At 36.3% G+C, this 6,534-nt stretch carries 6 protein-coding genes, 1 tRNA gene and 1 rRNA gene; 7 read left to right on the top strand and 1 reads right to left on the bottom strand.

Annotation, left to right across the window (positions count from 1 at the left end):
* The 4 genes from PHT16_03615 to PHT16_03600 all read left to right on the top strand — a co-directional run.
* Positions 1 to 286: ribosomal RNA gene (locus tag PHT16_03615) — 16S ribosomal RNA — on the top strand; the annotation flags it as partial.
* 305 nt (positions 287 to 591) lie between these two features.
* Positions 592 to 1,023 (top strand): LAGLIDADG family homing endonuclease, encoded by a 432-nt coding sequence (locus PHT16_03610; GenBank protein ID MDD5721501.1) that lies wholly within the window; start codon positions 592 to 594, stop codon positions 1,021 to 1,023.
* Between the two features lie 470 nt (positions 1,024 to 1,493).
* Entirely contained in the window at positions 1,494 to 2,327 is an 834-nt protein-coding gene (locus PHT16_03605; protein ID MDD5721500.1) for a hypothetical protein, read from the top strand.
* 2 nt (positions 2,328 to 2,329) lie between these two features.
* Positions 2,330 to 2,400: transfer RNA gene (locus PHT16_03600), tRNA-Pro, on the top strand.
* A 77-nt stretch (positions 2,401 to 2,477) separates the two neighbouring features.
* Here the strand turns inward: PHT16_03600 and PHT16_03595 are convergent.
* The gene (locus tag PHT16_03595) at positions 2,478 to 2,651 is read right to left on the bottom strand and encodes a hypothetical protein (GenBank protein MDD5721499.1); all 174 of its coding nucleotides are present in this window, start codon (positions 2,649 to 2,651) and stop codon (positions 2,478 to 2,480) included.
* A gap of 285 nt (positions 2,652 to 2,936) precedes the next feature.
* Here PHT16_03595 and secA point away from each other — a divergent pair, with 285 nt between their 5' ends.
* From secA to PHT16_03580, 3 genes are read left to right on the top strand one after another with little or no spacing between them, the layout of a single operon-like run.
* Entirely contained in the window at positions 2,937 to 5,477 is a 2,541-nt protein-coding gene (gene secA / locus PHT16_03590) for a preprotein translocase subunit SecA (protein MDD5721498.1), read from the top strand.
* A gap of 10 nt (positions 5,478 to 5,487) precedes the next feature.
* Entirely contained in the window at positions 5,488 to 5,898 is a 411-nt protein-coding gene (locus PHT16_03585; GenBank protein ID MDD5721497.1) for a hypothetical protein, read from the top strand.
* A gap of 38 nt (positions 5,899 to 5,936) precedes the next feature.
* Complete coding sequence (locus tag PHT16_03580; GenBank protein ID MDD5721496.1) at positions 5,937 to 6,482, top strand: hypothetical protein; 546 nt, start codon at positions 5,937 to 5,939, stop codon at positions 6,480 to 6,482.
* Positions 6,483 to 6,534 lie beyond the last annotated feature (52 nt).

Here is a 6,534-nt window from a genome sequence, read left to right as displayed (position 1 = left end):
TTTAGGCGGGGGAGGAAGGAGAGGATGACGCCAGGTCAGCATGTCCCTTTGATACCCTGGGCTACACACATAATACAATGGCTACTACAACGCGCAGCGACGAGGCGACTCTGAGCTAATCGTTTAAAAGTGGCCCTAGTTCGGATTGGAGTCTGCAACTCGACTCCATGAAGCTGGAATTGCTAGTAATCGCAGGTCAGCTAAACTGCGGTGAATACGTTCTCAAGTCTTGTACTCACAATAAAAGCGCGCAGCAGCTTAATTTTCTAAATGGTTTAAATCCATTCCTTCGATTCGTAATCGAAGCGTAGTAGAAAGATAGCCTTTTACCGCGAGGTAAATGGTGGAGGATCTGGAAACAAAGAGCAGCCCGACATAAAAAAGAGTCAGTTGACCTACTAGTGGGTGGTGAGGGTAGGGAAAACTCGTAGAAAAGCTCGTTTGGGATGTTTGGAAAAGAATTTTAAGTGACCTGTGGAGATCTGATGTTGTTGTCATTTCGAAAGATATGATATAATTAAACTTACGCAGCGTCAGAAGTCAGCTGAATCATAGTACCTCGACCTTATGTCAAGGGAAGGTATTCACTCTATGCAAAACATTAACCCAGATTACATTATAGGTTTAGTGGATGGCGAAGGCAGTTTTACTGTTTACGTTCGAAATCCTTCTAAAGTTTCTCATTCTCGGAGAGTTAAAATAGAACCAAAATTTTATTTGAAACTTGTTGAGAAAGATAAAAAGATTTTATATCAATTAAAAAATTTCTTTGGTTGTGGCAGTGTGTATTTTCAAAAAGATACGCGTCCCAATCATCAAAATTGTTATAGATATGAAGTTTACAATAGAAACGACCTAAAATCAGTCATAATTCCATTTTTCAAGAAACACATATTGAAATTTCCTTCAAAAAAGAAAGATTTCGATATATTTTGCAAAATGTTTTCGATGATTGATAATGGTATACATTTAAAAGAATCTGGATTAAAGAAGTTGTATTCCTTAAAACAACACATGCATTAGAGCTCGCCGAATACGGGAAATCCGTCCGTTCGGTGGGAACACAAATTCGTAGTTTAACGAAAGTATTCGCCCGTCAAGTCAAGGGAGCCGGGAGTACCCGAAGTATCCGCATAAGTGGGTCCTAAGGTAAGCTCGGTGACAGGGACTAAGTCGTAACAAGGCACGGCTAGCGGAAGCTGGTCGTGGAATAATTCAATTTGAAAAACGTCCCAGTTTTATGAAAGAAATTTTATAGAATTGAGTTTCTCGTCTCAAAACGAAAACTGACCTCGGAGAGGTTGGATATATTGAGTCGGTATTGTGTCGCTCAATTGACGACACAATAGTCTAAATATGTTGTGGACTTAAAAAGATATATTGACAGAGAGGAAAGACTCTTAAGTTATAAGAACGAAACAAAACAAACAACAGCAACAAAAAAATACCAAGGGGAACCCTTGGTATTTTTTTGTTTGTGATATAATTTATTTATGGTAGAGACTAAAAGTAAAAAAAGAGTTGGAGTGTTGCGAGGCGGTTCGGGAAAACACTATAAGTCTTCCTTGCAGAAAGGCGGGGAAATTATTTCGCATATTTATGAAAGATTGGGAAAGAAGTATAAAGTGATGGATATTTTAGTTGACAAGGATTATGTTTGGCATTTAGGCGGCTTGCCGATCAATACTAGTGATTTAATAAATAAAATTGATGTAGTGTGGAACACAACACACCCAAGCTTTTCAAACATTCTCGACAGCTTAGCCATTCCCAATGCGGGCAATAAAGATTATTTGTTAGAAAAACTAAAGCAATTCGGTGTGCAAATGCCTCGATCTGTAATTTCTCCTAAGTCTGCGCGAGAAGTTTTTGGAAAATTTGGAGCGCCGTGGATTGTAAAAAGTTCTAACGAAATTAGAATAGTAAAAACTTTTGATGAACTTTCAAAAATTATAAACGACAGTGATGACGTAATAGTGGAAGAATTTATTCTCGGGAAAATTGCGTCTCTGCATTCTGTTCCAGGATTCCGCGGACAGGAAATTTATATTTTTCCACTTGGAAACTCTTTTGGTTCCTTTTCCGATGCTGAAAAAGAAAGATTGAATGCTTTAGTGAAAGATTTGCATAAAAATATTGGCGGAGGCCACTATCTAAAAATGGATTTTGTTTTGAATTCCAAGAGCAAGATTTATCTTTTGCAAATTACCGGAATACCTGATTTAAAACCAGATTCGCATTTCTCTCAAGTTTGTGGATATGTCGGCGCCGAACCGCACACTGTCATAGAGCATATTTTAGAAAGAGCCTTAGAAAGAAAGGCATAAATCGGGCCGTAGTATACCGGTCGTACGCATCCTTCGGGAGGATGTAGACTGGGTTCGATTCCCAGCGGCCCGAACTTTGTGATACAATATATTTAAATTATTTTTATCTGTAGCGGGTGATCGCACTCACATAGGCACATATGTTGGAGGTTAGCCATCACCCGCTTCAAATGAAAATAATTTTTTTTTGTAAAAAAGAAAAATGAAAACAATTTTTATAATGCGCACATAATTTTTTGCTAAAAATTTGCTATGCTCGGCGCGTCCGCCTGCGCAATGCATTCTAAAAACTTTTTCATTTTTCTTTTTAAAAAAGTTATCCACAGTTTTGTGAAAAAAGTATTGTTTAATTTTTTATTATGCGAGATAATTAATGTAGTTCGAAGCAATAAATATTTTCGGTCGGTTTATTGCAAACTAAAATTAAAAAAATAATTTCGCGTAAGCGACAAATAATATGGCAGCAAAAAAGAAAGCAAAGAAGGCAGCAAAAAAGACTACAAAGAAGCGAGCATAGTCCCGACCAAAGTCGGGATCCCGACATAGGTCGGGATTTCTTAGAAAAATCCTCCGTTCGGAGGATTTTTCATTTTATGCTAGTATATATATATGAGTTTATATAGTAAAATATTTGGAGACGAAAGCTCTAAATTCATAAAAGATACGGAAAAAATAGTGTCCAAAATCAATGTTTTAGAGGCGGATATTTCGGTCTTAACAGATGACGCTTTTCCTAAAAAAACTCTGGAATTCAAGGATAAATTAAACAATTCTAGTAATAAAGCAGAAACTTTAAACGAAATATTACCAGAAGCTTTTGCTCTCGTGAGGGAAGCGTTGAGAAGAGTAGATAATAAACGTCTTTTTGATGTTCAGCTTGTCGGAGGTTTGGCATTACATGAAGGTAAAATTGCTGAAATGAAAACGGGAGAAGGAAAAACTTTTGTTGCGGTTCTTCCTGCATATTTAAATGCGCTTACATCCGAGGGGGTGCACATTGTCACAGTCAATGATTATCTTTCTAGGATAGGCGCGGTATTGATGGGTCAAGTTTATAATTTTTTAGGATTAAGCGTCGGAGTTATTAATTCACAAAATGTTTCTTTTCTTTATGACGCCACGCACAAAGAAGAGGATTTAGAGAGAGACTCAGTCGGAGAATTTAAAATTGTTTATGATTTTTTGAAACCTTGTTCCCGCAGAGAGGCCTATGAGGCAGATGTAACTTATGGCACAAATCATGAATATGGTTTTGACTATTTACGAGATAATTTAGCTACGAGTGTAAATGATCTCGTGCAAAGAGGACACAATTTTGCCATTGTGGACGAGGTGGATTCTATTTTAATTGATGAAGCTCGCACCCCTCTTATTATTTCTTCTGCTTCTGGAGATTCTGAAGATTTTTATATAAAATTTTTTAACATTGCAAAACAACTCAAGCGCGATCTGGATTATGAGGTAGATGAGAAGCTAAAAGCGATATCTCTCTCTGATGCTGGTATAACAAAAGCTGAACAACTTTTAGGTATTGAAAATATTTACACAGAAAAGGGTATAAAATATGTGCATCATTTGGAAACTGCCGTAAAAGCGCAAGCTATTTTTGAACGCGACAAAGATTACGTCGTGAAGGAAGGGGAAGTTATCATCGTGGATCCTTTTACCGGGCGTCTTCAGCCGGGCAGGCGTTGGAGTGAAGGTATTCATCAAGCGATAGAAGCGAAAGAGGGAGTAAAAATTGAAAAAGAGACTCGATCATCCGGTTCTATTACTTTTCAAAATTATTTTAGATTTTATAAAAAACTTTCCGGTATGACCGGAACAGCAGCCACTTCCGCAGAAGAATTTTTAAAAGTTTATGGGCTTGATGTTATTGTAATCCCGACCAATATGCCCGTCATTCGTATCGATCATAGTGATTTAATTTTTCAAACAGAAAAAGGAAAATTTCAAGCTATCGCCAGGAAAGTAAAAGAATTGAATTCAAAAGGAACTCCGGTTTTGATCGGCACCATCTCTATTGAAAAAAATGAACTTCTTTCCGTGTATCTCAAACAAGAAGGCGTGCAACATACGATATTAAATGCCAAAAATCATGAAAAAGAAGGTGAAATAATTGCGCAAGCGGGACGTCGGGGGGCAGTAACCATCGCTACAAATATGGCTGGACGCGGAATAGACATAAAACTCGGAGGCAATCCTTTGGTTCCCGGAGAATATGAATTTGTTAAAAGTGTTGGAGGACTTTTCGTTTTAGGCACAGAGAGGCATGAAGCAAGGAGAATCGATAACCAGCTACGAGGACGAGCTGGAAGGCAGGGCGATCCGGGAGAAACGCAGTTTTACGTTTCATTGGATGACGACTTGATGCGAGTGTTTGGTTCGGAAAAAATAAAAACAATGATGGGACGTTTTGGCATCTCCGAAGATCAGCCTATAGAAAATCGTTTTATCAGTAAAACCTTGGAAGGAGCTCAGGCAAAAATTGAAGGTTTTCATTTTGATGCCAGAAAAAACACCCTTGAATATGATGATGTGATGAATCATCAACGCAAAATAATTTACGAAAGAAGGCAAAAAATGTTGCGAGCGGATAGGACAGAAATTGAAGCTTTGCTTTATGATATTGCGATGACCAGGGAAAGCTTTGCTAAAGTTTTAGAGGAGAAAAGAAAAAAACTTGGTGAGGAGGCGTTTTTTGAAACTGTCAGAAGGATTGCTTTTTATGTAAATGACACGCTTTGGATGGAGCATTTGGAAGCGATGGATTATTTGCGTTCGTCGGTAAATTTGCGGGCTTACGGGCAGCGAGAGCCTATCGTGGAATATAAAAAAGACGGTCTTGCTATGTTTAAGGAAATGGAAATAGCTTTTAAGGATCAAGTTTCCTCGCTTATAAATAATATAAAAACCGATAATATTATAAATATAAAAGCTGAAGAAAGTACCCCGAAACAAACTTTAATCACGAGTCATGAAGAGCCGAGCGAAGATGCCAAAAGCGCCCAAACTGATCCAGTGAACAACATTGGTCGGAACGATCCGTGTCCTTGCGGAGCTATCAACCCGGCTACAGGTGAAGTATATAAATGGAAAAAGTGCGGAATGATCAATGCACCTCAGCACAGAAAATCGTTAGTTAATTAAAAAAATCTAAATGAATATTGGTGAATATATTAAAGAATATTCTAATGGAGAAAAGATTACTTTTTTAGAACTTCTTTTGGAAGTTCGAGAGTTAATTACGGAAATTATAAAATTTAATAAAAAAGGAATTCACGAAGAATTTGAAGACGTGTTACATTTTTTACAGCTTTGGTTATATTGGCGTTTTGGAATAAATGGAGAAATTTGGAAAATTACAAGAAATTCTGTAAAAAAATTTATGGATAGGAAATTAGTTTGGCGTGAGATTTATTTATTTGTTGGTTTACCCAAGGGCGTTTCTAATTTTTGTGGAAATTATAAAAGGGTTCAAAAAGTAGTAAGTCATTTGCAAAAATTTGGTGTTAATTTAGAAAAAGCCGAAGAAGCTCATAGAAAAATTGTATTAAAAACTTTGTTATAAAAATATGCGGTCGTCTACTTTTGTAGTATAATGAAATTATGGATAAAAAGATTGATTTTAAAAAAATTATTTTAATGACGGTTGCTACCGTAGGGGTTTTATCAATTGTGGTGTTGGCGCCCAATGCTTTACAAATTTTAAAACCATTTTTAAAACAAAAGAAAAAATATAATCTTAAATATTATTTAAATCAAAAAGCACAAAAACTTGTGAAAGATGGATTGCTTAAAATAGAAACAGAAAACGGGAAACAGTTTTTACGTTTGACTGAAAAAGGAAAACGAAAACTCCTTTATTATCAAATTAAAGAGAAAAAGAAAAATACTAAATGGGATGGCAAGTGGAGAGTAGTCATTTTTGATGTTTGGGAAAATGCCAGATCTAAAAGAAATCTTTTACGCTTAGAAATAAAAGATTTTGGTTTTATTCAACTTCAACGTAGCGTTTGGATTTATCCATATAACTGTGCAGAATTTATTGAGCTCTTAAAAACCGATTTGTCTTTTGGTAAAAATATAAGATATATGGTGGTAGAAAAGCTCGATTATGACGAAAATCTACGAAAACACTTTGGTCTAAAATAATGGTAATACTATAAAATAATGCGGTCGTCTATTTTTGTAATAAGTTGATTTT

It is taken from the genome of Candidatus Paceibacterota bacterium, assembly GCA_028718635.1.
Lineage (GTDB): Bacteria > Patescibacteriota > Minisyncoccia > Phycocordibacterales > UBA9973 > UBA9973.
This window is presented reverse-complemented; position numbering and strand designations above follow the sequence as displayed.

What these genes read in the sequence shown, in the direction of transcription:
- PHT16_03610 (MDD5721501.1), top strand. Translation starts at nt 592, where the DNA reads ATGCAAAACATTAACCCAGATTACATTATAGGTTTAGTGGATGGCGAA.
- PHT16_03605 (MDD5721500.1), top strand. Translation starts at nt 1,494, where the DNA reads ATGGTAGAGACTAAAAGTAAAAAAAGAGTTGGAGTGTTGCGAGGCGGT.
- secA (MDD5721498.1), top strand. Translation starts at nt 2,937, where the DNA reads ATGAGTTTATATAGTAAAATATTTGGAGACGAAAGCTCTAAATTCATA.
- PHT16_03585 (MDD5721497.1), top strand. Translation starts at nt 5,488, where the DNA reads ATGAATATTGGTGAATATATTAAAGAATATTCTAATGGAGAAAAGATT.
- PHT16_03580 (MDD5721496.1), top strand. Translation starts at nt 5,937, where the DNA reads ATGGATAAAAAGATTGATTTTAAAAAAATTATTTTAATGACGGTTGCT.